This window comes from Devosia sp. BK (assembly GCF_032907385.1).
Taxonomy (GTDB): Bacteria; Pseudomonadota; Alphaproteobacteria; order Rhizobiales; family Devosiaceae; genus Devosia.
In genome coordinates, this window is sequence record NZ_JAIMBX010000012.1 from 1 (window position 1) to 2,779 (window position 2,779).

General features: G+C 63.1%; 3 protein-coding genes and 1 pseudogene. All 4 read right to left on the reverse strand.

All coding sequences use genetic code 11. The features are described 5' to 3' along the window. Positions 1-208 precede the first annotated feature (208 nt). Positions 209-1,783, reverse strand: a pseudogene (gene tnpC, locus DevBK_RS20960) (IS66 family transposase). Positions 1,784-1,855: 72 nt separating this feature from the next. Further along, entirely contained in the window at positions 1,856-2,200 is a 345-nt protein-coding gene (gene tnpB / locus DevBK_RS20965; protein WP_317186940.1) for an IS66 family insertion sequence element accessory protein TnpB, read from the reverse strand. Next, the gene (locus tag DevBK_RS21040; protein WP_410494122.1) at positions 2,197-2,514 is read right to left on the reverse strand and encodes a transposase; all 318 of its coding nucleotides are present in this window, start codon (positions 2,512-2,514) and stop codon (positions 2,197-2,199) included. The genes tnpB and DevBK_RS21040 overlap by 4 nt, the downstream gene beginning before the upstream one ends. Before the next feature lie 139 nt (positions 2,515-2,653). After that, positions 2,654-2,779, reverse strand: a 126-nt coding sequence (locus DevBK_RS21045) for a transposase (RefSeq protein WP_410494123.1), incomplete at its 5' end; no start/stop codon positions are given.

Sequence of the window (2,779 nt, forward strand, 5' to 3'; positions counted from 1 at the left end):
AGGCAATCCGGACCGCCGAGGCGCCAGGCTCGAGCCGGATGATCACCGATCCCACCACGACCTCGGGCCCAGCCGATGCCGCCCGATCCGCGGCCGCCAGTGCCTCATCAACCGGAGCGACCACCAGCGTCGCAAACTCCACCGCATCCTCTGGTGCCGGCAGCACCAGCCTCCCCCTCCGCGCAAGGTAAGCGCGTAGGCGAGGCCGTTAGGGTTTGAAGTTCCATGGCATGAGGTCTGGGATTTGGCTGTTTGGCCAGCCGCCTGCGATGCGTTCGAGCGTGTCGGCGAGCCAGGCATTTGGATCGACGCCGTTCATCTTGGCGGTTGTCAGCAGCGTGGCGATCGTGGCCCACGTCCGGCCACCACCATCCGATCCGGCGAAGAGAGCATTTTTGCGGGTAATGGTTTGGGGCCTGATGGCGCGTTCGACAATGTTGGAATCGATCTCGATACGACCATCGGCAAGGAAGCGTTCGAGTGCGACGCGGCGACTGAGGGTATAGCGGATGGCCTCGGCCAGCTTGGATTTGCCTGACAGGCGCGGCAGCTCCCGGTCCAGCATGGCGAACAGCTCGGCCACGATGGGACGTGATCTTTCTGCCCGTACGCTGGCGCGCAGTTCGGCATTGTGGCCGCGGATATCCTCCTCGCTGGCCCAGAGCGGGGCCATGGCCTTGACCACGGTGCTGGCAAAGGGCGAGGCATCGCTGGAGTGGAGATCGAAGAACTTGCGCCGCGCGTGTGCCCAGCACCCGGCAAGGGTCACCGCGTCATTGGCGCCGCTCTGCTTGCCCAGCCGGTTATAGGCAGTATAGCCGTCAACCTGCAGGATACCGCGATAACCATCCAGATGCCGGGCGACGCAATCGCCGGACCGAGAGTCTTCGAACCGATAGGCCACCATGGGCGGTCCTGATCCGCCAAACGGTCGATCGTCCCGAGCATAGGCCTAGAGCCAGGCGGTCTTCACCTTGCCCGAGCCCGGCGCCAGGGTCGGTAACTGGGTCTCGTCGGCGAAGATCCGTTCGCCCTGTTTGATGGTGTGAAGGACGTACTGGGCCAGCGGTTCGAGTTCGAAGCCCAGCCGCCCCATCCACTGGGCCATCAGCGAGCGGTCCAGCTCCACGCCATCGCGGGCGTAAATCTCCTCTTGCCGGTAAAGCGGCAAGCCATCGGCATATTTGCTGACCGCCACCTGGGCCAGCAGCGCCTCGGTGGGGATGCCGCCGACAATCAGGTGATGGGGCGCCGGCGCCTGCACGATGCGATCTTCGTCGTCAGCCAGCCGGTAGGCATATTTGGGACGACGGGTGACGATGACGCGGAACGTCGCCGGGGTCACATCGAGCCGTTCGGAGACGTCTTCGCCAATGCAGACAGCTTCCAGACCAACGCAGTCGGCCGGCACCTCGGGCTCGATGACCTGCTCGATGCGCTCCAGGTGTGGAGCAAAGCCTTTTCGCGGCCGCGACGGACGGGGAGCGGTACTGTTCCTGTCGCGTGCTTCCAGCCCAGCCTTGATCTCCTCAATGCCGGTTTCGATCTCGTCAAACACGAAGGCCATCTGCTCATCGTTGAGCGGGTCGTGGCGTAGCCGTTCAGAGCGCGTGCCGTATTGGGCGCGCTGCAGCATGGCGACGATCGAGGTCAGTCGCGCGATACGCTCGTCGGCCGTGGCGTTGATGACCTTGAGTTCGGCGATCTCGGCATGGGCAGCAGCGATCATCGCCTTAAGGGCGTCAATGTCGTCTGGGAGCTGTTGCGGATCGGTCGGAGCCATGACCGCATTATGGCATAAAACACCCCGGATTGCCTGGGATTTTGCGTCAGTGAGTCAGTCTGCCGCAGGCTTTTACCCAGCCGATTGCGGCCGGCTCTCAGGCACCGCGTACACCCGCTTCCAGTCCATGCCCTCCACCAGCGCCAGCAGTTGCGCATGGCTCAGGTGGACCCGGCTGCGGCCGATCCGCGGCCAGCAAAACGCCGCCTTTTCCAACCGCTTGGCGTAAAGACACAAACCCGTGCCATCCCACCACACGATCTTGACCCGATCAGCGCGCTTTGACCGGAAAACGTAGAGCGAGCCGTCGAACGGATCTGCTCCGGCGTCGCGCACTAGACCGACCAGACCATCAGGTCCTTTCCTGAAGTCCACCGGATGGCTGGCCAAAAATACCTTGGCGCCCGAGGGGATCATGCGGACCGAACAGCGCGCAGGACCCGGCGCAGGTGATCCTCGCTGACTGTCGGGCCAACCCGGATCATGGCACCTGCGATCTCGATCTCGACAGTCCCGCCCGAGCAAGCATGCTCCTCGCTCGGCGTCTCAAGCCGCTCAACCTGGCCTTTGGAAACGGCTTTGCGCCGCCAGCCGAACAATTGCGAGGGCGACATTCCGTATCGGCGCGCTACTGCCGACACGTTTGCGTCCGGGGCAAGCGCCTCTTCAAGGATACGAGCCTTGGTCTCATCGGGCCAATTGCGCCGCGATACCGCAGGACTGCTGTCCATCCGGCCCGGCACCACCTCTAGCAATTGGAAACTTCTATCACTGGGCATAGGAGCAGACATAGAAACTCACACCGTCATCAAATCAGACGTGCAAATAATCCAACTCAAGCCAATGCGTCAGACGGGGGCGCCTTGGCGCTTACCGCGCAAGGGTTCGCCAAGAGGAAATATGGTTGGGCTTCAGCCCATGCCGCTCCGCAACTTCACTAATGGTTGCTCCGGGCCGCAACGTCTCGGCGACAATCCGCGCCTTAACCTCATCGGG